At 68.3% G+C, this 25599-nt stretch carries 21 protein-coding genes; 9 read left to right on the top strand and 12 right to left on the bottom strand.

What is annotated here, in order from left to right; all coding sequences use genetic code 11:
* Window positions 1–62: 62 nt before the first annotated feature.
* Together ACFRMN_RS13630 and ACFRMN_RS13625 are read right to left on the bottom strand one after the other, a co-directional pair.
* Complete coding sequence (locus ACFRMN_RS13630) at window positions 63–1064, bottom strand: methyltransferase domain-containing protein (protein WP_383018043.1); 1002 nt, start codon at window positions 1062–1064, stop codon at window positions 63–65.
* A gap of 141 nt (window positions 1065–1205) precedes the next feature.
* Entirely contained in the window at window positions 1206–2114 is a 909-nt protein-coding gene (locus ACFRMN_RS13625) for a methyltransferase domain-containing protein (RefSeq protein ID WP_383018040.1), read from the bottom strand.
* 488 nt (window positions 2115–2602) lie between these two features.
* Here ACFRMN_RS13625 and ispH point away from each other — a divergent pair, with 488 nt between their 5' ends.
* The 3 genes from ispH to ispG all read left to right on the top strand — a co-directional run bounded on the left by ispH (window position 2603) and on the right by ispG (window position 6743).
* Window positions 2603–3553, top strand: coding sequence for a 4-hydroxy-3-methylbut-2-enyl diphosphate reductase (gene ispH, locus ACFRMN_RS13620; RefSeq protein WP_383018037.1), 951 nt, complete (start codon window positions 2603–2605; stop codon window positions 3551–3553).
* Between the two features lie 233 nt (window positions 3554–3786).
* Window positions 3787–5604, top strand: a complete 1818-nt coding sequence (locus tag ACFRMN_RS13615; RefSeq protein ID WP_383018034.1) for a 1-deoxy-D-xylulose-5-phosphate synthase — start codon at window positions 3787–3789, stop codon at window positions 5602–5604.
* Window positions 5601–6743, top strand: coding sequence for a flavodoxin-dependent (E)-4-hydroxy-3-methylbut-2-enyl-diphosphate synthase (gene ispG / locus ACFRMN_RS13610; protein ID WP_383018031.1), 1143 nt, complete (start codon window positions 5601–5603; stop codon window positions 6741–6743). The genes ACFRMN_RS13615 and ispG overlap by 4 nt, the downstream gene beginning before the upstream one ends.
* A 233-nt stretch (window positions 6744–6976) precedes the next feature.
* On the opposite strand, the gene ACFRMN_RS13605 is transcribed toward ispG, so the two are convergent.
* Window positions 6977–7261: a LuxR C-terminal-related transcriptional regulator gene (locus ACFRMN_RS13605; protein WP_383018029.1), complete on the bottom strand. Its 285-nt coding sequence runs from the start codon at window positions 7259–7261 to the stop codon at window positions 6977–6979.
* A gap of 279 nt (window positions 7262–7540) precedes the next feature.
* Between ACFRMN_RS13605 and ACFRMN_RS13600 the strand changes: the two genes are divergently transcribed.
* Window positions 7541–7861 carry a hypothetical protein gene (locus tag ACFRMN_RS13600; RefSeq protein ID WP_383018026.1) on the top strand — a complete coding sequence of 107 codons (321 nt, stop codon included), beginning with the start codon at window positions 7541–7543 and terminating at the stop codon, window positions 7859–7861.
* 169 nt (window positions 7862–8030) lie between these two features.
* Here the strand turns inward: ACFRMN_RS13600 and ACFRMN_RS13595 are convergent, their stop codons facing one another.
* Together ACFRMN_RS13595 and ACFRMN_RS13590 are read right to left on the bottom strand one after the other, a co-directional pair.
* Complete coding sequence (locus ACFRMN_RS13595; RefSeq protein ID WP_383018023.1) at window positions 8031–9182, bottom strand: MFS transporter; 1152 nt, start codon at window positions 9180–9182, stop codon at window positions 8031–8033.
* A 257-nt stretch (window positions 9183–9439) separates the two neighbouring features.
* Window positions 9440–10360, bottom strand: coding sequence for a PucR family transcriptional regulator (locus ACFRMN_RS13590; protein WP_383018020.1), 921 nt, complete (start codon window positions 10358–10360; stop codon window positions 9440–9442).
* Window positions 10361–11203: 843 nt separating this feature from the next.
* Here ACFRMN_RS13590 and ACFRMN_RS13585 point away from each other — a divergent pair.
* On the top strand, window positions 11204–12721 hold the full coding sequence (locus tag ACFRMN_RS13585; protein ID WP_383018017.1) for a GMC family oxidoreductase: 1518 nt from the start codon (window positions 11204–11206) through the stop codon (window positions 12719–12721).
* A 166-nt stretch (window positions 12722–12887) separates the two neighbouring features.
* Window positions 12888–13019, top strand: coding sequence for a hypothetical protein (locus ACFRMN_RS13580; protein ID WP_383018014.1), 132 nt, complete (start codon window positions 12888–12890; stop codon window positions 13017–13019).
* On the opposite strand, the gene ACFRMN_RS13575 is transcribed toward ACFRMN_RS13580, so the two are convergent.
* Window positions 13009–14127, bottom strand: coding sequence for an endonuclease/exonuclease/phosphatase family protein (locus ACFRMN_RS13575; protein WP_383018011.1), 1119 nt, complete (start codon window positions 14125–14127; stop codon window positions 13009–13011). The two genes, ACFRMN_RS13580 and ACFRMN_RS13575, sit on opposite strands and share 11 nt — an antisense overlap.
* A gap of 198 nt (window positions 14128–14325) precedes the next feature.
* Between ACFRMN_RS13575 and ACFRMN_RS13570 the strand changes: the two genes are divergently transcribed.
* Window positions 14326–15021 carry a response regulator transcription factor gene (locus ACFRMN_RS13570; RefSeq protein WP_383018008.1) on the top strand — a complete coding sequence of 232 codons (696 nt, stop codon included), beginning with the start codon at window positions 14326–14328 and terminating at the stop codon, window positions 15019–15021.
* Window positions 15014–16183 carry a sensor histidine kinase gene (locus tag ACFRMN_RS13565; protein ID WP_383018005.1) on the top strand — a complete coding sequence of 390 codons (1170 nt, stop codon included), beginning with the start codon at window positions 15014–15016 and terminating at the stop codon, window positions 16181–16183. The genes ACFRMN_RS13570 and ACFRMN_RS13565 overlap by 8 nt, the downstream gene beginning before the upstream one ends.
* 155 nt (window positions 16184–16338) lie before the next feature.
* Here ACFRMN_RS13565 and ACFRMN_RS13560 read toward each other — a convergent pair whose 3' ends face one another.
* The 6 genes from ACFRMN_RS13560 to ACFRMN_RS13535 all read right to left on the bottom strand — a co-directional run bounded on the left by ACFRMN_RS13560 (window position 16339) and on the right by ACFRMN_RS13535 (window position 23903).
* Entirely contained in the window at window positions 16339–16758 is a 420-nt protein-coding gene (locus ACFRMN_RS13560; RefSeq protein WP_383018002.1) for a hypothetical protein, read from the bottom strand.
* 541 nt (window positions 16759–17299) lie between these two features.
* On the bottom strand, window positions 17300–18220 hold the full coding sequence (locus tag ACFRMN_RS13555; protein ID WP_383018478.1) for an ROK family protein: 921 nt from the start codon (window positions 18218–18220) through the stop codon (window positions 17300–17302).
* A gap of 62 nt (window positions 18221–18282) precedes the next feature.
* Window positions 18283–20061 carry a dipeptide ABC transporter ATP-binding protein gene (locus ACFRMN_RS13550; RefSeq protein ID WP_383017999.1) on the bottom strand — a complete coding sequence of 593 codons (1779 nt, stop codon included), beginning with the start codon at window positions 20059–20061 and terminating at the stop codon, window positions 18283–18285.
* Window positions 20058–20957, bottom strand: coding sequence for an ABC transporter permease (locus tag ACFRMN_RS13545; protein WP_383017996.1), 900 nt, complete (start codon window positions 20955–20957; stop codon window positions 20058–20060). Before ACFRMN_RS13545 ends, ACFRMN_RS13550 begins: the two co-directional genes overlap by 4 nt.
* Window positions 20954–21913 (bottom strand): ABC transporter permease, encoded by a 960-nt coding sequence (locus ACFRMN_RS13540; protein ID WP_383017993.1) that lies wholly within the window; start codon window positions 21911–21913, stop codon window positions 20954–20956. Before ACFRMN_RS13540 ends, ACFRMN_RS13545 begins: the two co-directional genes overlap by 4 nt.
* A 172-nt stretch (window positions 21914–22085) precedes the next feature.
* Entirely contained in the window at window positions 22086–23903 is a 1818-nt protein-coding gene (locus ACFRMN_RS13535; RefSeq protein ID WP_383017990.1) for a peptide ABC transporter substrate-binding protein, read from the bottom strand.
* Between the two features lie 315 nt (window positions 23904–24218).
* Between ACFRMN_RS13535 and ACFRMN_RS13530 the strand changes: the two genes are divergently transcribed.
* Window positions 24219–25466, top strand: coding sequence for an ROK family protein (locus ACFRMN_RS13530; protein ID WP_383017987.1), 1248 nt, complete (start codon window positions 24219–24221; stop codon window positions 25464–25466).
* Window positions 25467–25599: the final 133 nt, after the last annotated feature.

Here is a 25599-nt window from a genome sequence, read left to right as displayed (position 1 = left end):
TACCTCGACCTCAGCCTTGCGCCATGGGACGCCGAGCCGAAAACCGGGGACGGCGCCCGCGGTCACGCGCGGACCGCGGTCAGGAAGAGGTAGCCGCTCTCCGGGGTGACCGCGGACAGGCGCATGAAGTCGATGAGCGAGGTGGCCTGTTCCTTGCCGACCAGATCGACCAGCTTGTCGCGGACGGTCTCCACGGCGTCGGCCATGCGGGCGAGGGTACGGGAGACGTTGTCGCTGATGTCACGGATCTCCACGTCGACGAAACCGTTGGCGGCCAACGCCGTCCGGTATTCGTCCACAGTGCCCAAGGAGCGCACCGCGTAGTTCTCGCAGATGTGGTCGAGGACCACGCGTCCCTCAGGGCTGACCGGGCCGCGCTCGATGACGTCGGCGATGGCGAGGCGGCCGCCGGGGCGCAGGACGCGGGCGGTCTCGGAGAGCACCTGGCCGCGGTCGGGCATGTGCCACATCGACTCAAACGCCCAGGCCGCGTCGAACGAGCCGTCGGGGAAGGGCATGTCCATCGCGTCCGTGAACTGGAACGTGGCCCGGTCGGCGAGCCCAGCCGCGGCCGCGAGTTCCGTGGCCCGCGCCACCTGGACGTGGCTGACGGAGATGCCCAGAACGCTCACGTCACAAGCGCGGACGAGCCGCAGCGCGGGATGGCCGATGCCGCAGCCGATGTCCAGGACCCGCTGGCCGGCCTGCGCCGCGATACCTGAGATCATCAGGTCGGTCAGGCGGTCAGTGGCTTCCTCGATGGAGCTGTCGTCGGCGTCATTCTCCCAGTAGCCGTAGTGTTTGTTGGGGCCCCACGCGGAACCGTAGATCTGACCGATCCCGTCGTACATGCCGGCGACGTCGCTGGGAGCGGGAAACTGCTCAAGCGTCATGAGGAACTCCGTGTTGTTGTGAAGGTGGCGGGAAGTCGGCGGCGGTTCAGCCGTACCGGCGGTGAGCCCGCGAATGATCGTGTCGGTACGCCACCGCAGGTCCTGCGGGTCGACCGCGAGCCACATGCCGGAGAACGCGTCGAGGAGACCGTCCTGGAATCCGGCGGTCACATCGAAAGGCCGGCGGAAACCCGCTGCGCTCGGCTGGGCAACCCCAGCCGAGCGCCTGCGTGATCTACTGACAACCACTGACAACCAGGTAAGCCATCAGGTGTCGCGAGGACCCCGGGAATCCGCCGGCATGTTCTTTGCTCACTTCAGCTCGAAGCGCAGGAAACCCAGCCGCAAGCCCCCTGATTGCCATTCAGCGCCAAGCGCCTGGTTCGCCATCAGAGATATCCTCAGCTGCCTGCGGTCAACTGCTGAAAGGCCGCTGTCACTGTCCAGTACCGCCTTCGTCCAGGCGGCACTCTCCTCCCAGAACGGCAAGGTTTCTGACGTAGCGTCGACGTCATCGACCAATTCGAAACCCGCGGACTGCGCGGCTTCTGCGTAGTCGAGCACCGTAGCCGGTTTTGTGTAGAAGTATTCGGCCCACACATCGGCCCCGTGAGGGCGTGTAAGGAATACTTCCTCGATGCACACACTCCCGCCCGGACGAAGCACACGCGCCAGCCGCTCGAACCACAGAGGACGGTTGAAATATCCGCTGCTCTCGATTGCTACTGCCGCGTCGTAGGAGCCGTCCAAGGGGAGATGCATCGCATCACAGACCAGTGTTCGGACATTCCCGCCCACACCGCATTCCCGCGCGAACCCGTCAACTATCGGCGCGTGTTCCGGCGCGTTGGTGACCGCCGTGACGTCGGCGCCGTATTCCTGTGCCCAGAAGAGCGAGCCCCCGCCAAGACCGCAGCCGACATCCAGGACCCTCCCCGACAGCCGGTGTTCAGCGCCCCAGATCTTGGCCGCATACCGCAGCAAACCCTCTTGATGAAGCCGTATGCTGCGGCGAATAGCGTCCGGCGTCGCATCGTGAGCATTCAGTGGCGATTCAGAGGAAGGGTAGTAACCCACATGATAGTGAATCCTGGGTCCAGGCCCGTATTTGCGAACAAGCCTAGCCGTCTTGTCGTCGTAGTATTGGCCAACTATTCTTACCTCATCCTGGGGCTCCAGCGCTGCTTGAGGTGAACTTGAAAGTTCATCCAGATTTGACACGGTCACTCCTCCAGAGCTCGGATGCCGAGGCAAGTAGGCGATCCATGAAGTGGTTTGCGGCACGAGTGGGCCGGGCTGGACGGTTATACCAGCCTTGATCCGAGATTTGCTGCCATAACAGCGCCTCGTTCGAAATGCAGAGTCGCCCTCATGATCCGGAATCTTGAGTCGCCCTGAAATTGAGTGGCAGCTATTTGATTCCATCCTGGAGGACACCCCTGGTCGTGTCAACGACGCGGCGTGAGCATCTTCGACTTTAGGAAAAACCCCAAAGAAGACGGCGTAAGGCCTGGATTGGACTACCCTGCGGAATGATAGCCGCTGGGCGGCACCAAGGCCGTGTTCGAGTCCGGCTATTAAGCCGGCACCCAACGGCGGACAAGACTTCCCGAGAAGGACTCGGTCTCTACCGACCCGCGTGGATGCCCTGTTCGGCAACGCAAGCCAGGCGTTCCGACGCGGACGCCATGGCACGGAACGGAGTGGGAATGAGTGGCGGTAAGCAGGTCCTGCTGGCCGAGCCGCGGAGTTTGTGTGCCGGTGTACGCCGAGCGATAGCCATCATCGACCTCGCGCTGGAACAGCACGGCGCGCCGGTCTACGTCCGCAAGGAGATCGTGCACAACCACTACGTGGTGCGCGAGTTCCAGCGCCGGGGTGTCCGGTTCGTCGACTCCGAGCAGGAGGTGCCGGAGGGCGCGGTGTGTGTCTTCTCCGCGCACGGTGTCTCCCCGCAGGTGCGGCGGAACGCGGACGCACGCGGTCTGGACGTGCTCGACGCGACCTGCCCGCTGGTGGCCAAGGTGCACCAGGAGGCCCGCCGGTTCGCCCGCGACGGGCGGACGTTGCTGCTGGTCGGGCACGCGGACCACGAGGAGGTCGAGGGCACCTACGGGCACGCTCCCGACCGGACGGTCATCGTCGAGACGGTCGCCGACGCGGAGGCACTGGACCTTCCCCCCGACGCACCGGTCGCCTATCTCACCCAGACCACGCTCTCGGTGGACGAGACCAGGGACATCATCGCCGTGCTCCAGCGCAGGTTCACCGACCTGCGCGGGCCCGCCACCGACGACATCTGTTACGCCAGCCAGAACCGCCAGGACGGCATCAGGGCCATCGTGGACCGGTGCGACCTGGTGCTGGTGGTCGGTTCGACCAACTCCAGCAACTCGATCCGGATGGTCGAGGTGGCGCGCAGGCTCGGCGGCAGGGCCGAACTGGTGCCGGACGTCACCCACTTCGACCCCACGTGGCTGGCCGGCGTGAACACGGTCGGCGTGAGCGCCGGCGCGAGCGCACCGGAGATCCTCGTCGACCAGCTGCTCGACCGGCTCGCCGAACTGGGTTACGCGGACACGTCCGTAGAACGGGTGGCGACCGAGGACATCGTGTTCTCCCCGCCCACGCGGCTGACCGGAGTGGCGGACGCGCCGTGACCGATCGAGAGCGGGCGACCCCTGTCGCCGATGGCGCCGGCGAGGACTCTGTTGGCGAGAGCGCGTCGGCGGTGAGCCGCGTCGGCCGTCGTTCCGACCTGTCCGACCAGCCGCGGCCACCACATGCCATGAGGGTCCTTCCAGGCGTCAGCCGGCACACGAGGCCATCGGCCCGAATGACCGAGAGGGCGGCCGCGGCCGCCCACCACGCCCGGTGAGGAGCACTGTTCGACATGGCGCTGCTGGAAACCGTGCACGACCCGGCGCGGCTGCGTGAGCTGACCGCCGGGGAGCTCCGCGACCTCGCCGGGGAGATCCGCGCGTTCCTGATCGAGCGGGTCTCCGCGACCGGGGGACACCTCGGGCCCAACCTGGGTGTGGTGGAGCTGACCATCGCGTTGCACACGGTGTTCGAGTCCCCGCGGGACCGGTTGCTGTGGGACACCGGGCACCAGTCCTACGTCCACAAGATCCTCACCGGCCGCCGGGCCGGGTTCGACCGGCTGCGCAAGTCGGGCGGGATCTCCGGCTACCCGAGCCGGGAGGAGTCCGAGCACGACCTGGTGGAGAACTCGCACGCGTCCACCGCGCTGTCCTATGCGGACGGGCTGGCCAGGGCGGACGCCCACCTCGGCCGACGCGACCGGGCGACCGTCGCGATCATCGGCGACGGCGCGATGACCGGCGGCATGGCCTGGGAGGCGCTCAACAACATCGCGGGCGGGCGGGAGCGGCCGCTCGTCATCGTGCTCAATGACAACCAACGCTCCTACGCGCCGACCGTCGGCGGGCTGGCCGAGCACCTGGCCGACCTGCGCGCCGGGCGCGGGCCGGGCGTGTTCGAACAACTCGGGCTCGGCTACCTCGGCCCCGTCGACGGTCACGACCTCTCCGCCGTCCAGGACTCCCTGCGCCATGCGGTCGCACTGGGCGGGCCGGTGGTGGTGCATGTGATCACCGCCAAGGGCAAGGGATACCGGCACACCGAGACCAACGACCTCGACCTCGGCCACGCCGTCAAACCGATGGACCCGCGTACCGGGCAGGCGCTGAAGGCGTCGCCCCCGTCGTTCACGTCGGTGTTCGGCGAGAAGCTGGCCGAACTGGCCGAGCGGCGCGACGACCTGGTGGCGATCACGGCCGCGATGACCGAGCCGACCGGGCTCCTGCCGCTGCAGCGCAGGTTTCCGCACCGGGTGATCGACGTCGGCATCGCCGAGCAGCACGCGGTCACGATGGCCGCCGGGTTGTCCATGGGAGGCGTGCACCCGGTGGTGGCCATCTACTCCACGTTCGTCAACCGCGCGCTCGACCAACTGCTCATGGACGTCGCGCTGCACCGCCGCCCGGTGACGTTCGTCCTCGACCGGTCCGGCGTGACCGGCGACGACGGGCCGAGCCACAACGGCATGTGGGACCTGTCGGTGCTGCAGGTGGTGCCGGGGCTGCGGATCGCGGCGCCGCGGGACGGCACCCGGCTGGCCGAACTGCTGGCTGAGGCGGTGGCGTGGCACGACGGTCCGACACTGCTGCGGTTCCCCAAGGGCCCCGCCGGTGAGGACCTGCCCGCCATCGCCACGTTCAACGGGATTGACGTGCTGCGCCGCTCCGGCCGGCTGGACGTGCTGATCATCGCGGTAGGTGCGCTGGCCGGGCTCGCGCTCACCGTCGCCGACGGTGTGCGGGCACAGGGCATCGGGGTGACGGTGGTGGACCCGAGATGGGTCACGCCGGTCAACACCGCGCTGGCAGACCTGGCCCGCCGCCACCTGCTCGCGATCACGGTCGAGGACAACAGCCGCGCGGGCGGTGTCGGTTCCGCGATCGCGCAGACGCTGCGGGACGCCGATGTGCACACCCCGCTGCGCGAGTTCGGCATCCCGAGGCGGTTCCTCAGCCACGGGTCCAGGGCCGAGGTGCTCGCCGCCTGCGGGCTGACCGCGCGGAACATCACCAGGGCCGCGGCGAAACTGCTGACCGGCCTCGACACCGCACCGGCAGGTATCGGGGCCCCCGACACTCGGCCGGTTCACACAGGGGAGGAACGATGACGACCGTCGCTTTGGGAATGCCCTCGCCACGAAAGGAGGAGGTCACGCACGCGGTGGCCACGCGGCGGACCTCCCGCCGGATCATGGTGGGCACGGTGCCGGTCGGCGGCGACGCGCCGGTGTCGGTGCAGTCGATGACCACCACGCCCACCGCGGACATCGACGCCACTCTGCAGCAGATCGCCGAACTCACCGCGGCCGGCTGCGAAATCGTGCGAGTCGCCGTGCCGTCGGCGGACGACGCGGCCGCGCTGCCGACGATCGCACGCAAGTCGGGGATCCCGGTGATCGCCGACATCCACTTCCAGCCCAGGTACGTGTTCGCCGCGATCGACGCCGGCTGCGCCGCGGTGCGGGTCAACCCCGGCAACATCCGCCAGTTCGACGACCAGGTCGGCGCGATCGCCCGCGCCGCCAAGGACGCGGGCGTGCCGATCCGGATCGGCGTGAACGCCGGGTCGCTGGACAAGCGGTTGCTGGACAAGCACGGCGGGGTCACCCCGGAGGCGCTGGTGGAGTCGGCGTTGTGGGAGTGCTCGTTGTTCGAGGAGCACGGCTACACCGACCTGAAGATCTCGGTCAAACATCACGACCCGGTGGTGATGATCGAGGCGTACCGCGAGCTCGCCGGCCGGTGCGACTACCCGCTGCACCTCGGCGTGACTGAGGCGGGCCCCCGGTTCCAGGGCACCATCAAGTCCGCGGTCGCGTTCGGCGCGCTGCTCGCGGAGGGCATCGGCGACACCATCCGCGTCTCGCTCTCCGCACCACCGGTCGAGGAGGTCAAGGTCGGCGCGCAGATCCTGGAGTCGCTCGGGTTGCGGCCACGGGGACTGGACATCGTGTCGTGCCCGTCCTGCGGCCGGGCCCAGGTCGATGTGCACACCCTCGCCGAGCGGGTCACCGCGGCACTTGAGGGGTTCCCGGTGCCGTTGCGGGTGGCGGTGATGGGCTGTGTCGTCAACGGACCTGGCGAGGCGCGCGAGGCCGACATCGGTGTCGCCGCCGGCAACGGCAAGGGCCAGATCTTCGTCAAGGGCAAGGTGATCCGCACGGTCCCCGAGTCACAGATCGTGGAGACCCTCCTGGCCGAGGCCGCACGCATCGCCGAGGAGATGGGCGTGGACGTCGAGGCGTGACCGGCCGTACCCGGTCCGACGACGAGAGGAGAGGTCTTCCATGACGAACCCGACGAGCTTCACGGAGACTGGCTCGTCACAGTTCAGGGCGTGGCCCGCGCACTCGTGGCCGGTCAGCGCCTGACCTCCGGCCTGACCAGAAGGAGCGAGACAAAGCAAACGTCCGGGAAACATGACACAGAACGCAGTCCGCGCATGGACGTACGGATGACGATCTCGCGAACCACCGAGCGTTAATCCAACGTTTCACACGCCATGCGCGGGGGCCACGAATCTGTTCGCAGAATCTGGAGGACGAACGCCCTCGAAACCAACGAGACACGATTCGGCGCCTGCAGCTTGTCGGACATGACGCGGACGTGATAGTCAATGGTCTTCGAACTGAGGTGCAACTCTCTCGAAAGTCGCCCGCTGGAGAAGCCGGCCGCGACACCCTCCAGGATCCTGCCCTGGACCGAGCTGAGAGCCCAGTCACCGACCGGCTGAGACACTTCGCAGCGGTGCTGATCATTAACCATGGCACCCATCCATTCCGTACAGCCGGCCAGGCCAGGACCGTAACCGGAGAAATACAGAGCGAGAAGTACTTGAATAAGATCCTAGGTGGACCCCTCACTCTTTGTCACTGATGCGCCGTCGCAACCCGTCAATTTCTGTCCACCTCGGAATTCCTTCCAAATTTTGAGGAATTCTGACCTTGTTCGTGACGTGTGCCGGGGAATGGCGCCGGCCGACGAGCTACGACATGAAGATCATCAGTTCCCGCGCATCCAACCCCGGGGAGGAGACTCAGCCCTGTGTCCACAGCGGAGCAGCGTCGAGGAACGGCCGTAACGAACTTCGCGCGCGATACCAAGACCGCGGCGCCGGCAGAGCCGGATGCCCAGATTCAGACCCTGTACGAGGACCTGAGCAGACTGCCTGCCAGCGCACAGCTGGACGCGATCCTGTGCCTGCTGGAGGCGGCCAGGCTGATGCTGCCCACGCTCACCCCCGCGCGTGGCGAGCTCGCCGGCGATGACCTCGACGACATCCGCGCGGCCATGCGCGCCGCGTCGCTCTCGATGCGCAGCTACCTGTGGCGGACCGGTGACAACGATCCGGTGGACCGGAAGTGAGATGGCCGAGCCGCCACAAGAAGTGGCGGCTCATCTGTTCCGCGCAGGGCGACCCCCACCCGGACGACACAGTGGAGAAGAAGCCGGTTGAAACAACTGACTGACGAGGCGCCAGTGTTGGTTGTACGTGCGCGACGCCGGCGTTGGAGGCCGCGCGGACGGCCGGCTGTCAGCTGCGTGCCGCTGAGGCTCGCAGTTGGGTCGCGCCGCGCAGGTCAGGCAGGAAGGTCATGGCGATCGCCGCGCAAGCCATGAAGCCCGCGCACACCAGCAGACCGGCACCGAACCCCGCGTTGACAGCCAGCACACCCAGTGTGAGCGGAGCGAACGCGGACACGCCACGCCCGAAGTTGTAGCAGAATCCGGCACCGGTCGTCCGCACCCTGGTCGGGAACAACTCACCCATGTACACACCGAAGACGCCTGCGTAAGCGGCGAAGAAGGCGAACATCGGACCCAGCCACAGCAACGTCGTGCGGTCAGCGGCGACCACGTACAGCGGCAAGGTCAGCGCCACACCGGCCAGTGACAGCACCAGTGCGTACTTGCGGCCGATCCGGTCGGCGATCAGCCCGAAGACGTTGTAGCCGATGAACATCCCGAGATTGAGCACCGTCATGAACACCGCGACCGTCGTGGCCGGGATGCTCTTGTCGGTCTGCAGATAAGTCGGCAGCCACGTGGACGCGCCCCACGCCCCGAACATCGCGAGCGTTGCCACGGTCGCACCGAGCAGAGTGTTCTTGCGCAGTTCCGGAGCGAAGATCTCCGTCACCTTCACCGGCGTGGTCTTCTGCTCAACCCACTCGGCCGACTCACGGAAGAACAGTCCGACGACGACCAGCGGGATCACCACGCCCACCCCGCCGATGAAAAACAACAGGCGCCAGTCCGGCAGCAACGCACCCGACAGCACCGCGGCAACCACCCCGCCGATCGGGAACGAGCTGAGCACGAACGCAACCGCACGGCCACGTTGCGCGGCCGGCCAAGTCTCGACCACGTAGGTCGACACCGCTCCCCAGACCCCTCCGAGTCCCAGACCCGCCACGAAACGCAGCACCAGGAATATCGTGAAACTTTGAACCACCAAGATCGCCGCGGTGAACACGCCGAACACCGCGAGCGAAACCATCAACGCCCGTTTGCGGCCGTAGTTGTCGGCGAGCCAGCCGACAGTTACGCTGCTCAGCCCGATCCCGAGCAACGTCGCCGTGGCGAGCAGGCCGCCCTGTGTCGTCGTGAGTCCCAGATCGGCTCGGATCACGGGCAACGTGTACGACAGCAGCAGGATTTCCAGCGCGTCGAACATGTAGGCCACGAACGAGCCGATGAGTACAACCCATCTCTTAGATCCACTCAATCGAACCAGTCCATTCAGCCCTCAAGTTTCTCCGCTCGGGAGAACGAATGCTAGGCGCCCGCGCTGGGTTGATCGTGGCTCAGCTCCGATTTTCCGCAATTCGCGGAGAACTGTCCGAGAACTCATTAACATCGGCCACCGCTCACAGTCCGCTGTGGAAGCGGCGACGCGCGGCCGGCTACGCGCCGTCCCGCACGGCGATCGCGCACACCTGGTCATCCATGCAGGGCCTCGGCGATCAGCGCCGCCGTCAGCATCTGCGCGCCCCTGCCACTGGTCGGGTCGCAGCCGGTGACCTCTCCGATCCGCCTCAGGCGGTAGTCCAGCGTGCTGCGGTGGATGAACAGGCTGCGGGCCGCCTTGTTCCTGCTGTAGTCGGAGTCGACGAAGGCAGTCAGCGTCTCCCACAGGACCTTGTGCGCCCGAAGCGGCCTGATCACCGCGGCCAGGTTGGTCCGCACCTGCTCGTGCAGCGTGACCGCGTACTCGACCAGCACGTCCGAGATCGTGTAGGCACCGCTCGGGCGCAGTCCCGCCACCACCAGCCTCAGCACGTAGGACGCCTCGTTGAACCCATCGACGAGGCGTGCCCTGTCCCGTTCCGCAGTCGCGAGCCAGCCCCTGCCACCAAGACACTGGGTCAGCCTCGTCACCGAGCATTCGCCGCTGCCCAGACCGCCTGCCGGGATGAAGAGAACGACGTTGCCGTCCCGGTGCGTCAGCAGCGTGTCCTCTCCCGCCACCGCGCGTAACGCCTCCGCCTCGCGGCCGGGCTCCGCAAGCCTCACCACGGCGATCAGGTATCGAGGAGTAAGCCCTTCGAGCACGTCTGCGGGCAGCGGATGACCGTCGGCGAGGTCGCCTGCCAGATCACGCGAGACATCCGCAGTGGTTTTTTGCTGGTATCCGTCGAGGAAGTCCTGCAGCAGGCGACCCCCGGAGCGCGCGATGGCGGCCAGTCTCGGATCACCTGCCGCCGCCTTGGTCAGCAGCTCAACCAGCTCGTCCGGCTCGTCACCGGTCCACTCCTGCCCTGCGGCCCGCACCTTCGCCCTGAAGTCAGCGACCCTGTCCTCCTCCGGCGTCGAGCGGAGCGCCTCGACCGGAGATAGCGACCTGCCTATCATTTCGGTCATTTCTTCGCGATCCCCTTCATGGACTCGGAGCCTGGCCGCAGAATGTACACACCAGCCAAAAGAATCACTTCCCTATTTTCCGGGCAACTCGGCAAAGGGATCGGTGAAGGCATCGGTAAAAAACCCTAGGACACGCCCCGGCGCGGCACAAGAGTGTCTTATGCGCATCTGGGGCCGAGCGGTGGCCCGTATCGCCGCACGCAAACGGGCGTTCCCCTCTGCCGGTGACGATCGGAAAAGAGTGGTCGGAGCTTCGGCATTGAATAGGTTGGCGTATTCCGCCGAGCGGGGAACAGGCGGGACGTTGCCCGTATACGTCATTTCGAGGACCGATTGACGCCCGTTTTCGGGCCCCTGACGAGCCATGCCGTACGGGCGCGGTGACGTCGTCGCGCCGGAGCCGACTGGGCCCGGTGACCGAGGAGTCGCGCTGTGACCTGGGTCTGTCCAGCGTGACCGCGTGCGGCCGTACTGCCGCGATGGCGTCCGGCAACCCCAACCCTCTCCCGGATGTTCGACGGGCTCGGTGTCGAGGGTGTTTCCAACGGCGCCGAGCCCAAGTAGTTTCTGGCTTCGAAGACGGTCACGTCGAACACACAGCAGGTGTCAGCCACGCGATCCGACTCGCTCAGGGCGCCGGCGGTGGTGATGACGCGTCGGGCAACCCCCGGCCGGGCTTCGGTGGAGGCGGGCAGTTGAGGCAGAGGCGCAGTTGGCCGGAGGGACATCCGAACTCGGAGGTCGGCGCCCGGTTCATGCGGGTAGTCTCCTTTTTCCATCGCCCATCGGTCACAGAATCCGCCAGGCAGTCCGTGAGGAAATTCCAGATGAATGAGGGTGGCTATGGAGCAAATCTACGACTACGTCATCGTCGGCGGCGGAACGGCCGGCGCGGTGCTGGCCGCCCGGCTGTCGGAAAACCCTGAAGCCCGTGTGGCCCTTCTGGAGGCGGGAGCCGGCGGGGGCCCTGCCATCATGTCGGATGCGAACCCTGAGGCAGCGGTCGGTCTCTGGGGATCGTCCGTGGACTGGAACTACACGACAACACCCCAGTCAGGTACCGAAAACACTGTTCATACCTGGCCCAGAGGGCGGGTACTGGGCGGTTCCAGCAGTATCAATGGCTTGACTCACCTGCGCGGCCACGCATCAAGCTACGACGCCTGGGAGAAGCAGGGCGCCGTTGGCTGGAACTACCAGGAAATGCTGCCGTTCCTCATGCGCAGCGAGCGGGCGGGAGGCAGGGATCCGCGCTTCCGGGGACAAGCGGGTCCCATGACCATCGAGGAGCCGCCCGCCGCCACTCCTCTCGCGCAGGACCTCCATGACGCGGCGGTAGACGCGGGCTACCCGCGCTGTGAGGACGGTAACGCCCCCCAGGCCGAAGGGGTGTTCTGGTCCGAAAGGAATGTCGCCCGAGGCCGCAGGCAGAGCGCCGCGGACGCGTATCTGCTTCCGGTGCTCTCACGGCCCAATCTCACCGTCGTCACCGACGCACAGGTGCGGCGCCTCCTGATGGCCAACGGCCGATGCGGAGGTGCCGAGTACGTTCGGAACGGCAAGCCACACACCGTCCACGCCGAGCGGGAAGTCGTGCTGAGCGCGGGAGCCATCGGATCTCCGCAGATTCTCATGCTCTCCGGCATCGGCCCCGCCGACCATCTGCGACAGCTAGGGATCCCGGTTCGTGCCGGTCTCCCCGGTGTAGGCGCCAACCTGCACGACCATCCCCTGGCCTGGACCTCCTACGGGGTGAAGAAGTCCCCGGTACCTGGCCCCTCGCGGCAGGCGATGCTCCTCGCACGCACCGACCGGGACAGGGACCCCGACATCCTGATGAGCTTCACGCCCGTGGCGCTGAAACCACGATGGGCAGGTGCCCAAGAGGGCTTCTCGATCCTCTTCGGCCTCGCGACCCCCACCAGCCGGGGCAGCGTGCGCCTGCGCAGCGCGGACCCCACCTCCTACCCTCTCATCGACCCCGCCTATTTGACCGAAAGTGAAGACTTGGCCCGTATGGTCGCCGCCTTGCGCATAGCACGGCACATCGCGCGGGCCGACGCCTTGGCAGCCTGGCGTGACGACGAGATCCTTCCTGGCCAGGAGGTTGTCACCGATGAAGAGTGCGGTGCGTACATCCGTCACACCGTCGGCACCTATTTCCATCCGGTGGGCACCTGCCGCATCGGAACGGATGACGAGGCTGTGGTCGACACGGCCCTGCGGGTCCACGGTATCGACGGCCTGAGCATCGCCGACGCCTCCGTGATGCCCTCGATTGTCTCGGCCAACACCAACGCGGCCGTACTGGGCATCGCCGAGCGCGCGGCGCACTTGGTCGCCACCCGCGCAGCGCGCTGAGGCGGGGATCGGCGTGCCGTGCGAAGCTCCCCCGGTTCTCGCCAGACCCGTTGACCGGTGATTCCCGCTGTCACGGCCTCTCCAAAGTTGGCCGTGGATCACGAGGTTGAGAAGATTACCGCCTGGCCTGTGGGGCTCGTAAAGTCATCGCTGCGGGTGATCAGCGGTGTCCATGGTTGTCGGTGGTGGCTGGGACCCTGACCGGATGATCCTGTCCTGGATCATCAGCGTGGTGACGATGACAAGTGCCATTTACGGCAAATGGGGCGCCGGCCTTTACGCGGTGTTCACCAGCTGATTCGGGCTGCCACCGGCAGGTGGTCGCTGCCGGTGGCGGGCAGCACCCACGAACTCTCCGGCTCCACGCCTCTGACCAGGATCTGGTCGATCCGCACCACCGGGAACTCCGCCGGCCAGCTGAAGCCGAAGCCATCCCCGGCCGCGTCCTGGGCCGAGCGCAGCCGCGAGGTGATGTCGGCGAACGCGCGGTCGTCCATGGTGCCGTTCAGGTCGCCGAGCAGCACCACCCGCTCGTTCTGCTCGGCGGCGACAGCCTTGCCGAGCGCCTGCGCGCCTCTGTCCCGCTGGGCCGTCCAAAAGCCCGCCCGGGGATTCACCCGTGCGGACCCCAGGTGGGCCACATACACCGCCAGCGGACCCCGGTCCGTAGCCACCGTGGTGCGCAGCGCCCGGGTGTAGGCCATCTTGATGTCAACCGGCTTGGTGTCCGCCAGCGGCCCGTAGTCCATCTTGATGTCGACCTGCTGGGTGTCCGAAAGCGGCAGCTTGCTCCACAGCCCGACCGTGCCCTGCACCGTGTGGTACGGGTACGCCTTCGCCAGCCCCTTCTCGTATGTGCCCCGGGCCTGCTCGGTCAGCTCCTCCAGTGCCAGCACGTCCGCACCGGAGGCGGCCAGGTCGTGGGCGGTGCCGGCCGGGTCGCGGTTGTCGGCGCCGACGTTGTGGCTGGTCACGGTAAGGTCGCCGGCCGGGTGGGACTTGTCGCTGAGCAGCCCGCCGAACAGGTTCAGCCACACCGTGACCGGCAGCAGCAGCGCGGCCACCGCGGAGGCGGAGCGGCGCCACAGCGCCCCGGCCAGCAGCACCGGGATGAACAGGCCGAGCCACGGCAGGAAGGTCTCCACCAGGCTACCGAGGTTCCCGATCCGGTTCGGGATCTCCGCGTGCAGCAACATGAACAGGCCCAGCAGCAGCGCCGACGCCGCGAGCACCAGGCCGCGCTTCCAGGGGCCCGGCCGGGAGGCGGCGCGTATCGCCCGGTGGATGCCCGCGCGCGGGGTCCCGGCGCCGGCTTCCCGGCGGATGCCCGCGCGTCTGGTACCGGCGCCGGTATCCCGGCGGCCGACGCCGCCCTGTCCGGTCTCCGCCGTGTCCCCCTGCGTCATGGCCCGTCCTCGCTCACTGGTGATCGCTGCCACGACGGCTGTCGGGCCGACGGCAAGAAGCCGGCGAATCCGGTGGGTCGTTGTTCGTGCCGGCGGTGCGGTTCGGTGCATGCCACCAGTCAAGGTGGCTCGGTGTTGCCGGCATGTACGTGTTTTTCGATACGCCGACGATATGCGCCGACTCGTAGCATCACGTACATGCGTGTGCTGATCGTCGAGGACGAACCCTATCTGGCAGAAGCCATCCGCGACGGCCTGCGCCTGGAAGCGATCGCGGCCGACCTCGCGGGTGACGGCGACACCGCGCTGGAACTGCTGAGTGTCAACACCTACGACATCGCCGTCCTCGACCGCGACATTCCCGGACCCTCCGGTGACGAGATCGCCAAACGCGTCGTCGCCTCCGGCAGCGGCATGCCGATCCTCATGCTCACCGCTGCCGACCGCCTCGACGACAAGGCCACCGGGTTCGGGCTCGGCGCCGACGACTACCTCACGAAGCCGTTCGACCTCCGAGAACTCGCGCTCAGACTCAGAGCACTCGACCGCAGACGTGCCCACAACAGGCCGCCTGTGCGAGAGATCGCGGGTCTGCGGCTGGATCCGTTTCGCAGAGAGGTCTACCGGGACGGCCGCTACGTCGCGCTGACCCGGAAGCAGTTCGCGGTGCTCGAAGTCCTCGTCGCGGCTGAAGGCGGTGTCGTCAGCGCCGAGGAACTCCTGGAACGTGCGTGGGACGAGAACGCCGACCCGTTCACCAACGCGGTGCGCATCACTGTTTCGGCACTGCGCAAGCGTCTTGGCGAACCCTGGATCGTCGCCACCGTGCCAGGCGCCGGCTACCACATCGGCACGCGACCGGAGGCCGGAGACGAGGGAGGAGACCGTGGATAGAGCGCCCGGATTGAGCGTTCGACTCAAACTCACGCTCAGCTACGCCGGATTCCTCATGCTTGCCGGCGCCCTGCTGCTCGCAGCCGTGTGGGTGTCCCTGCTGCGTTTCATGCCCGACATGGGAACCAGCCCTGCTGGGCCGCTGAAGCGCTCCGACTTCCTGCGCGTCTTCGCGCCGACCGGGGGCGCGGGGCTGGTCTTCCTGCTGGTGTTCGGTCTCCTGGGAGGATGGATTCTCGCCGGCCGGATGCTCGCCCCCCTGACCCGCATCACGGACGCCACAGGCATGGCCACGAACGGATCGCTCTCCCACCGGATCCGGCTACCGGGCCGCACAGATGAGTTCAGCGAACTGGCCGACGCCTTCGACACGATGCTCGCACGGCTCGAAGCACACGTCGCCGAGCAGCGGAGATTCGCGGCCAATGCCTCTCACGAGTTGCGCACCCCGCTGGCGGTCTCGAAGGCGCTTCTCGACCTGGCCCACACCGATCCGAACCGCGACATCGGCGAACTCATCGACCGCCTCCACGCCGTCAACACCCGAGCGATCGACCTCACCGAGGCGCTGCTCCTGCTCAGCCGCGCCGAGCAGCGGTCCTTCACCCGAGAGCAGGTCGACCTGTCCCTCATGGCGGAAGAAGCCACCGAAACGCTCCTCCCCCTCGCGGAAAAGCATGGCGTCACCATCGAGACCCGCGGCGACATCACCGCCACGGTCGGATCGCAAGCGCTTCTGCTGCAGTTGGCCACGAACCTCTTGCACAACGCGATCGTCCACAACCTGCCTGAACAGGGCACCGTGTGGGTCAACACCGGCGTCCGCCCCAGGACTGTGGTACTCACCGTCGAAAACACTGGCGGGAAGCTCAGCCCACAGCTGGCCTCGACACTCACCGAACCATTCCGGCGCGGCACTGAACGGGTACACACCGACCACGCAGGCGTCGGCCTCGGCCTGACAATCGTCAAAACCATCACCCACGCACACGACGGAACACTCACCCTCGCCCCGCGCTCCGCCGGCGGGCTCCGCATCACTGTGGAACTGCCCGCCATAGCCCCGCACTCCGACAGGCAACGAACCAGTGACCACCCGTGTGCCAACGGCGACTCGTCATTCAAGGCGCGGAGCGGCTACGGCGTGCCCACAGCGCCGTAGCGTCCCACCTCCACGGCTGTCGTCCCCTCTGGGCACGTTCGGAGGATCGGGCAGACCGTCACCTCGTAAGGCCAGGGCGATGCGCGTCAATCACACCTGCGGACGCGGCACGTTCCTCCCGCCGACCCGGTAACGGTCAAGTATCCGGCAGTCGCTCACACGGTAGCGACGGCGCGTAGCGCGGACCACTGCAGGCCGGCGAAACCGGCGACGGTCAGCGCCTGCAACGGGATCCAGACGGCGCCGGCGGTCGTCGGCTCGAACCAGAGCACGAGCGCGGCGATGCTGAGGACGGCCCACAGCAGATTCGAGTCGACGACGAGCTTCACGGGCAAGTGCGGCGGCTGCCGGCGGGAGGCGAGAAAGCCGACTCCGGCCCCGAACAGCGCCAGAAATACGCCCAGTTCGACCAAGACGGTGGCGTCGACGCCGATAAGCCGCCCGAGAGGGCCGGGTGCCGCAACGTACGCCAGTCCGTTGACGCCGGTGACGACGGCGTCGAGAGCGAGGAACCGGCGCATCATCGTCTGCGGATCGGTAGTACGGGAGATGCCTGCGAGCAGGGTTGCGGACATGGCGGATCAGCCTCCATCGAGGTCGTACGGGCTGGTGAAGCCCGGAGCTCGGACGGAGTGCGCCGCCCGAGTTCCGGTACCGCAAGGGTGCCGGGCGAAGCGAGAGGCGTCGATTACGCGCGAGGTAATGCCGAGAAGACGGGATGCTCACGGCAGGGCCGGCCCGACACCTGCCATCCCACCCGCGCCGGCCGAAGTACGCACGTTGGAGGTGGCCGCGAACAGCGCCCTAAGGCCACCAACGGCGGCCTCCCACTGGCCAAGTCAACCCACACGGCGCCCCTCGGACTCCCTCGCCGCCGGCGCGGACGGCGGCCACGAGAGGGCGGACGAGTTCGGCCATCGCCGCGGCGGCGGTCTTCACGAGCGGCTGGAGCGCTTCGCGAGCGGCTGGAGCGCTTCGCGCATGGCGCGGATCGAGTCGGTCGCTTCGGTGCGAACGCCGTGCGGCTGACGCGGCTTCGCGGGTTTCCGCCACGCGGTCAGGGGGCTGGTGGTCCGCGGGTCGGGCCCGCGGACTTCGGCGGCCCTGGTCCTGTCCCTACGCCGTCGCCCTCACCTCCGTACCCACTTCGCGTCGGGCGCGGGCGGCGGCGCCGACCGCGACGGCGTCGGAGGCCAGGGCGGCCCGGACCAGGCGGACGGGGTGGCCGCTGACCGGCGGGTCGACGGCGAGGGCTGACAGGATGACGGGCTCCAGCAGGGGCCAGGCGCGGCTGACGCCGCCGCCGACGACCACCGTGGTGATGTCGACGACGCCCGCCGTGATGACGATCGCGTGGGCGATGCCCGCCCCCGCGGCGCGGTACACCGCGAGCGCGTCCTCGTCGCCATGGGCGGCGGCCTCGGCGACTTCACGGGCGGTGAGGCGGTGGCCGGTGCGGTCGGCGTAACGAGCCCCGATGGAGCGGCCGGAGGCCAACGTCTCCAGGTGGCCCCGGCCGCCGCAGGAGCAGGGCAGGTCACCGAAGCCGGGGATGTGCCCGATCTCCCCGGCCGCGCCGTGCGGACCCGCGAACAGGGCGCCGTTGGTCCACAGAGCGCCGCCGACGCCTGTCCCCAGGGTCATACCGAGGACGTCGGCCTCGCCGCGCACCGATCCGGCGTGGACCTCCCCGCAGAGGAAGGCGTTGACGTCGTTGTCCAGGAAGGCCGGGACGCCCAGGGCCTCCTCGACGGCGGCGGTGACGGCGAAGCCGGCCCAGCCGCGGAAGGAGTCGCTTGCGACCAGGATGCGGCCGTTCGCGGAGTCCACCACCCCGGCGGCGCCGATTCCGGCGCCCACCAGGCGGCCCGGGGTGCGGGCCAGCAGCGGGGCGAGTGCGTCGAGGGCGGCGCCGACCATGGCCCGGCCGCCCTCAAGCGCCGGGGTGGCGGTCTCCGCGCCGTCGAGGACGGTCAGGTCGTCCGAGCAGAGCACCACCTGGGTGGTGGTGCCGCCGATGTCGATGCCGGCGATCAGCGGCCGGAGGGGGGTGGGAATGGCCGGGTCCTGCGGGGTGCGGGGAGAGAGAAGAGGTCCGGTCACGCCTGGGCCTCCGTACGGCCGGCCGCGAGGGTGGCCAGGCGTTGGGCCCTGCGGCCCCGCTGCACCACAGGGTCGGGCACCGGCACCGCGGCCAGCAAACGGCGTGTGTAGTCGGTCTCCGGATGCAGCAGGGTCGTCCCGGTGGAGCCCTGCTCCTCGATGCGGCCGGCGCGCATCACGACGACGCGCTGCGCGAAGTGCTGCACGACGGCGAGGTCATGGGAGACGAACAGGCAGGCGAAGCCGAGCTCGCCCTGGAGTTCGGTGATGACCTCCAGGACCGCTTCCTGCACGCTCACGTCGAGCGCGCTGGTGGGTTCGTCTGCGACCAGCAGCCGGGGCTCCAGGATCAGGGCTCGGGCCAAGCTGACCCGCTGGCGCTGTCCGCCGGAGAGTTCGCGGGGCGCGCGCCGGGCGAGTTCGCGTGACAGCCGGACCCGGTCGAGGACGGCGGCGACCTTGGCCTGCCGGTCTTTGGCGGACAGGTCGCGACGGTGCACCCGGAGGGGTTCGGCGACGCACTCGCCGACGGTCATCCGAGCGTCGAGGGAGGCCACCGGGTCCTGGAGGACGACACCGATGCCGGCCCGCAGGGCGCGGCGGGCCCGGGCGCGGGTGCGGCCGAGGTCGGCGCCGAACAGGGAGACGGTGCCGGAGGTGGGCGGGATCAGCCCGAGCGCGACCCTGGCGGCGGTGGACTTGCCGGAGCCGGACTCGCCGACCAGGCCCAGGGTCTCGGCCGGCCCGACCCGGAACGACAATCCGTCGAGGGCGCGTACAGCGGCCTTGCCGCGGCCGAACACCACGTTGATGTCACGCAGTTCGACCACCGTTTCACCCGCGGGGCCGCCGGGCCCGGCAGGCGAGGCCGACGGTTCGGCCGCGGAACGGTTCGGCTGGGCCGGCCCGGACGCGGCCGGCCGGCCGGTGCCGGCCGCGGCCTCGGCGACGGACAGCCGGGGCACGGCGGCCAGCAGGCGCCGGGTGTAGTCGTGGGCGGGGCGCAGCAGGACGTCCTCGACCGATCCGGTCTCCACGATCTCGCCGTGGTACATGACGGCAACCCGGTCCGCGAAGTCGGCGACGACGCCCATGTTGTGGGTGACGAGCAGCACGCCGGTGCCGGTCTCGGCGGCGAGCCGGCGCAGCAGGTCGAGGATCTCGGCCTGCACGGTCACGTCGAGGGCGGTGGTCGGTTCGTCGGCGATGAGCAGACCGGGCTCGTTGGCGATGGCCATGGCGATCACGACCCGCTGGCGCTGTCCGCCGGAGAGCTGGAACGGGTAGGCGTGGGCGCGCTTCTCCGGTTCGGGGATGCCGACCCGGCGCAGCAGTTCGACGGCCTCGGCGGCGGCGTCCTTGGCGGTCATCTCGCGGTGGTTGCGGATCACCTCGGTGATCTGCTTCCCGATCCGGGTGAGCGGGTCGAGTGCGGTGGCCGGCTCCTGGAACACCATGGAGACGGTCTTGCCGCGCAGCGTCGCGAGGCCGTTCTCCGAGGCGCCGACGATCTGGGTGCCGGCGATGACGGCGCTGCCGGTGGCGCGGGCGTTCCCGGCGAGCAAGCCCATCGCGGCGAGCGCGATGGTCGACTTGCCGGAGCCGGACTCGCCGACCAGGGCCAGCGTCTCGCCCGGCAGGACCTGGAGGGACACGCCCTTGACCGCGGGTACGTCGCCGGTCTCGGTGGTGAAGACGACGCCGAGGTCGTCGAGTTGGAGGATCGGGCCGGATGCCGCGGTGCGGGCGGCGTAGCCCTTGGTGGTGGCGGTCATCCGCGTCCCCTCACATCGAATGCGTCGCGGAGTCCGTCCCCGATCGCGTTGAACGCCCACACCACGAGGATGATGGCGAGGCCGGGCGGAAGAATGAGCCACCAGTAGCCGGAGTAGGCGGCGGTGAGACCGGCGGAGAGCATGCCGCCCCAGTCGGTCTGTGGCGGCCGGACTCCCATGCCCAGATAGGAGACGTAGGCGACCAGCAGGATGGCGTCGGCGACCTGGAAGGTCGCTGCGACGATGATGGTGGAGACCGAGTTCGGCAGGATGTGACGCAGGATCGCCCGGGCGTGCGTGCCGCCGGTGGCGCGCAGGGTCAGGACGTAGTCCCGGTTCTTCAGGGTCAGAGTCTCGGCGCGGACCAGCCGGGACGGCACCAGCCAGGACACCAGGCCCAGGATGACGACGAGACCGGTCAGGCCCGGCGTGGTGATGGCGGAGACCACCAGCAGGATGAACAGCGCGGGGATGGCGATGCCGGCGTCGACGATCCGCATCATCACGGCGTCGATCCAGCCGCCCGCGTACCCGGCGGCGGCGCCCCACAGTGTGCCGATGACGGTGGCGAGGACGCCCGCGGCGAGGCCGACGGTCAGGGAGACTTTGCCGCCGTACATCAGCCGGCCCAGCTCGTCGTGGCCGACGGCGTCGGTGCCGAGCCAGTGCGCGCCGCTGGGGGCGAGGTTGACCTGCTGGAGCATGGTGTGGGTCTGGTCGGTGGAGTACACCAGCGGACCGGCGAAGCAGAACAGGAAGAAGAGGACCACGACGGCGAGTCCGACGACGGCCAGCTTGTTGCGCAGGAAGCGGCGGACGGCGAGCCGTGCGCCGGAGGTCTCACGCGGCGGGGCGGCTTTCGCCGGGGCCATGTCCGGCTGGATGACGGCGCTCATGCCCGGCCTGCCTTCACTCGGGGGTCGATGATCCGCTGGACGATGTCGGCGAGCAGGGTGCCGACGACGGTGGCGACGGCGATCACCAGGACGCAGCCCAGCAGGACCGGGTAGTCGGAGGACTGCGCCGCGGTCCAGAACAGCAGCCCCATGCCGGGGTAGTTGAAGAGCTGTTCGACGACCAGGGCACCGCCGAAGAGCACCGGCACGTAGTAGCCGAGCATGGCGACCACGGGCGTCAGCGAGTTACGGAACACGTGCCGCCACAGGATGGCGCGGGCGCGGGAGCCGCCGGCCCTGGCCGTGCGGACGTAGTCCTCGGAGAGGTTCTCCAGTGTGGCCGCCCGCATGTAGCGGCTGAACACCGCGACCATGGAGGCCGCGCCCGCGACCACCGGCAGTACCAGGGCCTGCGGTTCGGAGATCACCTGGCCCAGCGTCTCGCCCTGCGGAGCCTGCGACGGGAACCACGCCAGCCCCTGGCTGAAGACCAGCACCAGGATCAGCCCGAGGAAGTACACGGGCGTGGAGTAGGCGATGAAGCTCAGCGTGGTGATGACGTAGTCCACCGGCTTGTTGCGGCGCACGGCCTGCCACATGCCCATCGGGATGGCGAGGACGAGGCCGACGAGAGCCGACAGCATGGTGAGGACCAAGGTCTTCGGCAGCCGCTCGGTGATGAGCTGGGAGACCGGCTCGTTGAGGGTGTACGAGGTCCCGAGGTCCCCGTGCAGCAGTTGGCCGAGGTAGTAGAGGTACTGCACGGGCAGGGGTTTGTCGAGGCCCTGTTCGTGGTTGAAGTGGGCGATCTGCTGTGCGGTGGCCTGCGGTCCGAGGATCCCGCGCGCGGGGCCTCCGGGCAGGGCGTGCAGCAGGCCGAAGACGACAATCGTCACGATGACGATCACCGCGACGGCCTGCAGGACGCGTCTGATCAGATACGAGGGAGTGCTCATGTGTTTTCCGGTCGCTTCGTCTCTGTGGTGCGCGCGGGCGTCACTGCGACGTGGGGTGTCGGCGTGGCGGGTGCCGGTGTGGCGGGGGGCGCGAGGGGTGCGCGCGGGTCCCGGGGAGGCCCGGCCGGGGTGGACGGGCGACTCCGCAGGCCCGCGCGGGCACCGACCGGGCTTACTTGGTCCACTTCCACATGGCGGGATGGAAGTTGGCGAGGGAGTCCTGGGCGAAGCCGCCGAGGCCGTCCTTGACCACGGAGATCTGGTAATCGGGCTCCGGCAGCCAGATCACGGGGAGATCCTTGGCGAGCGCGGCGCTGTACTTCCGCACCGCTTCGTTCGAGGAGGACGTGGTGGTTTCGGTGATCAGCTTGTCGACCTCGGCGTTGGAGTAGCTGCCGAAGTTGGAGCCGCCGCCGGTGGCGAAGAGCGAGTCACCGCTCGGGTAGGCGGGGAAGTACCAGCTGCCCGCGGTGCCGAAGAAGGACAGCTGCCACGTGCAGCCCGACTCGTCGGCGGTGCACTGGCCGGACTGCGACAGGACGGAGTTGACCGGGGCGGTCTTGATGCTGAACGTGATGCCGGTCTTCGCGAACGACGACTGCAGCGCGCTCATCATGTTGTCGGTCACGGTCGAGCCGGACTGGGACAGCACCTGCATCTCGAACTTGGTGCCCTTGTCGACGCCCGCGCCGCACTGGTTGTCGCCGGTGCCGGGGCTGGTGCACACCATCGTGCCGCCCTGTTCGGTCCAACCGTGGTCGGTGAGCAGCTTCTTCGCCTTGGCCGTGTCGAACGGGTACGGGTTGGTCTTCTGCTCCGGGGAGACGAAGGACGAGTCCTGGCCCTGCGGGATCGGGCCGTAGGTGGGGACGGCGGTGCCGTTGAAGACCACCTTGGAGAGGGTGGCCTGGTCCACCGACATCTGGATCGCCTGGCGGGCGTACAGCTGCTTGAACACCGGGCCCATGGCGGGGTTGTTGAAGTTGTACGGCATGTAGGTGATCGCCCAGCCGGTCCACGGCTTCACCGAGTAGCCCTTGGCCTTGAAGGACGCCTCCTGGCTCAGGTCGGTGGCGTTGATGTAGCCGTAGTCGACGGTGCCGGCGCGCAGCGCGTTCGCCTCGGCGTCGGCCGTGGTGAACGGCAGCAGATTGACGTTCTTGATGTTGGCCTTGCCACCGCCGTCGTACTTCGCGTTGGCGGTCAGCTCGACCTTGCCCGCGGTGGAGAACGACTTGATGGTGTACGGGCCGCTGACCGTCTTCCACAACGGGTCGGTCGCGTAGCCGGAGATCTTCTTGGCGGCGTTGTTGAGATACGTCCAGACCTTCTTGGCACCGGCGGCGGTGCGGTCCAGGTCGGAGACGGCGCCGGGGGCGCTGGTCTTGTCCCAGACGTGCTGCGGCATCGGGCGGATCATGCTCAGCTCGTTGGCGAGCATCCACTCCTGGTTGTACGCCTTGTCGAAAGTGATCGTGAAGTGCGTGTCGTCGATCGTCTTGAAGGAGGTCCAGTTGTCCGGCGCCTTGCCCGGGCTATAGCTTGCCCAGTCCGCCTTGTTGGCCTTGACCAGGGAGAACCAGAACTCCACGTCGCGTGAGGTGATCTGCTTGCCGTCGCTCCAGTGACGATCGCCGAGGGTGATCGTCACGCTCTTGCTGTCCGCGGCGAACTTCGCGTCGGTGGCCAGCGAGTTGTCCTTGTTCCATCCGACCTTGCCGGTGGAGCCGTCGTACGCGATCAGCGGCTCCCAGACGGCCTGGGATATGGAGGAGTTGTTGGTGTTCAGGTGCGAGGCGGTGCCGACCGGGAGGATCCAGTTCGGCGTGAAGTTCGCCGGGAGGGCGTAGTTGATGGTGTCCGACGACGCCGAGCCGGAGGACGACGAGGTACCGCCGCCGGAACAACCGGTGAGCAGCGCGCCGGTGGTGACGGCGGCACCCGCGACGAGGGCCCAGCGGCGGCCGGCCGCCGTGTAAGCAAGGAACATGACTCTCCTCAGAGTGAAAGGACCCGCATACGTCCCGGGAGACCGGGTCGGCGCCGCGGGGTCGGCGCTGTGTACGGCGACAGTCAACGACGGACGTGGCGAACAAACAAACAAGAATTAGTAAAAAGTAAGTTTCTGCGATCTCGATAAAGTGACATCCATCCGCTCCAGGCGTCCCAGGAGGTGACTATGTGGCAATTTGAGGCGATTTAGCTCGCGTCGGCGCTCTCCGCCTTCTTCCCGAAGCTGTTCCCCACCTGTCTGGACGGGCGTACTGTCTCCGTCACACACACCGTTGCGGAAGTTACTTCGTACATGACTGAAATAAGTGCACGGGACAAGCCCACCAAGGGCGTGTCCCAGAGAGGCACGACCACCCTCGCCACGCGGGTCCTCGAACTCGTCGCCTCGGGCCAGGCGTCGTCCCGCGCCGAACTCGCTGAACTCCTCGGCACGGCCGCCTCCACCATCTCCCTCACCGTGGCTCAGTTGGTCGAGCGCGGGCTCATCGCCGAGGAGGGCACCCAGTCCTCCACCGGCGGCCGCCCCCGCAGGGTCCTCAGGGCGGGCGGCAACGACGATTACGCCGTCGCCGCCGATGTCGGCGGCCGCCATGCCCGGATCGGTGTGGTGCTCCCGGGCGGCGGTGTCCGTGACGTCGCCAACGTCCCGTTCGAGGTCGCCGACGGTCCCGAGGCCGCCCTGCCGAGGCTCGTCGAGCACCTGGAGTCCCTTGCCGAGCGGCGTGGACGCGACCGGCTCCGGGGCGTCGGGCTCTCTCTGCCCGGTCCGGTGGACGTCGCCTCCGGCGCCGTCGTCATGCCGTCCCGGATGCTCGGCTGGAACCGCTTCCCGGTCGCCGCCTGGCTGGAGGAGCGCTTCGGGGTCCCGGTCGCCGTCGACAACGACGCCAACTGCATGGTGGTCGGCGAGCAGAGTGTCAGGCCCGCCGAGCACCGGCAGTCGATCATGGTGAAGATCGGCTCGGCAATCGGTGCCGGCGTCATAGCCGACGGCCGCCTCTACCGAGGCGCCACCGGAGCCGCCGGCGACATCACCCACATCCGCATCGACGGCGGCGCCGACATCCCCTGCTCCTGTGGCAACACCGGCTGCCTGGAGACGGTGGCGTCCGGCGCCGCGCTCGTCCGCATCCTGCGCGAACGCGGTCTCGACGTCGCCAGCCCCGAGGACGTGGTACGGCTCGCCACCGACGCCGACCCGGAAGCCACCCGCGCCGTCCGCAGGGCCGGCGACCACCTTGGCCAGGTGCTCGCCGCGAACGTCAACTTCTTCAACCCGGACGCCGTCTACCTCGGCGGCATCCTCTCCACCCTCGAACCGTTCGTCGCCGCGGTGCGCAGCAAGCTCTACGAGAGCTGCCACCCGCTGGTGACCGAACAACTCACCATCGAGCGGGCCAGTCTCGGCGCCGACGCCGGCCTGGTCGGCGCCGGACTCTTCGCCCTGCAGCGCGCCCTGACCCACGCCCTCGGCGACATCGGCCGCGCCGCCCCCGGCGACGACCGGCAGCACACCGCCACGAGCCGCGGAAGGACCTGACGCCGCTGCAAAAAGCCTGGCAGTCCCGGAAATTACTCCGTGCGCACGGCGACGTACCCGCCCGGGAGCCGCGGTCCGTACGCCGGCTCCCGGACGATCCACCGGTTCCCGGCCCCCGAGCCCTGAGCCCAGG

Source organism: Streptomyces sp. NPDC056835 (assembly GCF_042789485.1).
Taxonomy (GTDB): domain Bacteria; phylum Actinomycetota; class Actinomycetes; order Streptomycetales; family Streptomycetaceae; genus Streptomyces.
This window is presented reverse-complemented; position numbering and strand designations above follow the sequence as displayed.

Bases quoted from the DNA above. Each gene is read 5' to 3' on its own strand.
- ACFRMN_RS13585 (WP_383018017.1), top strand. From the start codon at position 11,204: ATGGAGCAAATCTACGACTACGTCATCGTCGGCGGCGGAACGGCCGGC.
- ACFRMN_RS13615 (WP_383018034.1), top strand. From the start codon at position 3,787: ATGGCGCTGCTGGAAACCGTGCACGACCCGGCGCGGCTGCGTGAGCTG.
- ACFRMN_RS13540 (WP_383017993.1), bottom strand. From the start codon at position 21,913: ATGAGCACTCCCTCGTATCTGATCAGACGCGTCCTGCAGGCCGTCGCG.
- ispG (WP_383018031.1), top strand. From the start codon at position 5,601: ATGACGACCGTCGCTTTGGGAATGCCCTCGCCACGAAAGGAGGAGGTC.
- ACFRMN_RS13535 (WP_383017990.1), bottom strand. From the start codon at position 23,903: ATGTTCCTTGCTTACACGGCGGCCGGCCGCCGCTGGGCCCTCGTCGCG.
- ACFRMN_RS13575 (WP_383018011.1), bottom strand. From the start codon at position 14,127: ATGACGCAGGGGGACACGGCGGAGACCGGACAGGGCGGCGTCGGCCGC.
- ACFRMN_RS13590 (WP_383018020.1), bottom strand. From the start codon at position 10,360: ATGACCGAAATGATAGGCAGGTCGCTATCTCCGGTCGAGGCGCTCCGC.
- ACFRMN_RS13560 (WP_383018002.1), bottom strand. From the start codon at position 16,758: ATGTCCGCAACCCTGCTCGCAGGCATCTCCCGTACTACCGATCCGCAG.
- ACFRMN_RS13550 (WP_383017999.1), bottom strand. From the start codon at position 20,061: ATGACCGCCACCACCAAGGGCTACGCCGCCCGCACCGCGGCATCCGGC.
- ACFRMN_RS13570 (WP_383018008.1), top strand. From the start codon at position 14,326: ATGCGTGTGCTGATCGTCGAGGACGAACCCTATCTGGCAGAAGCCATC.
- ACFRMN_RS13545 (WP_383017996.1), bottom strand. From the start codon at position 20,957: ATGAGCGCCGTCATCCAGCCGGACATGGCCCCGGCGAAAGCCGCCCCG.
- ACFRMN_RS13530 (WP_383017987.1), top strand. From the start codon at position 24,219: ATGACTGAAATAAGTGCACGGGACAAGCCCACCAAGGGCGTGTCCCAG.
- ACFRMN_RS13605 (WP_383018029.1), bottom strand. From the start codon at position 7,261: ATGGTTAATGATCAGCACCGCTGCGAAGTGTCTCAGCCGGTCGGTGAC.
- ispH (WP_383018037.1), top strand. From the start codon at position 2,603: ATGAGTGGCGGTAAGCAGGTCCTGCTGGCCGAGCCGCGGAGTTTGTGT.